Origin of the sequence: Halomonas flagellata, assembly GCF_022487945.1 — a bacterium.
GTDB lineage: Bacteria > Pseudomonadota > Gammaproteobacteria > Pseudomonadales > Halomonadaceae > Halomonas > Halomonas flagellata.
The window spans coordinates 1-558 of sequence record NZ_JAKVPY010000131.1 but is presented as its reverse complement, the minus strand read 5'-3'; the positions used below and the strand labels follow the sequence as shown (position 1 = coordinate 558).

Here is a 558-nt window from a genome sequence, read left to right as displayed (position 1 = left end):
CAACCGGGCGGTGATCACCGCCACCCAGATGATGGAGTCGATGATCGAGTCGCCGCTGCCGACCCGGGCCGAGGTGTTCGACGTGGCCAACGCCGTGCTCGACGGCACCGACGCGGTGATGCTCTCCGCCGAGACCGCCGCCGGCGCCTTCCCGGTGGAGACCATCGAGGCCATGGACCGCGTCTGCCTGGGGGCCGAGCGCGAGCGGATCGCCCAGGAGTCCGGCCACCGCATCCACGAAGGCTTCACCCAGGTCGACGAGACCATCGCGCTGTCGGCGATGTACGCCGCCAACCACCTCTCGGGGGTGGCCGCCATTGCCTGCATGACCGCCACCGGCTACACGCCGCTGATCGCCTCGCGCATCCGCTCCGGCCTGCCGATCGTCGGCCTCGGCCACAGCCCCATCGCCCAGCGGCGCATGGCGCTCTATCGCGGCGTGGTCTCGCTGCCCTTCGACACCAGCGAGATGGTGCCCACCGAGGTCAACGACCGGGCGCTGGCGCTGCTGGTGGAAAAAGGCATTGCCGAACCCGGCGATCATGTCATCCTGACCCG

The 558-nt window shown here is 70.1% G+C and carries 1 protein-coding gene; it reads left to right on the top strand.

Annotated features, from left to right (window positions below):
- Window positions 1–558: pyruvate kinase (locus MKP05_RS21520; protein WP_240570167.1), on the top strand; the 558-nt coding region annotated here is incomplete at both ends.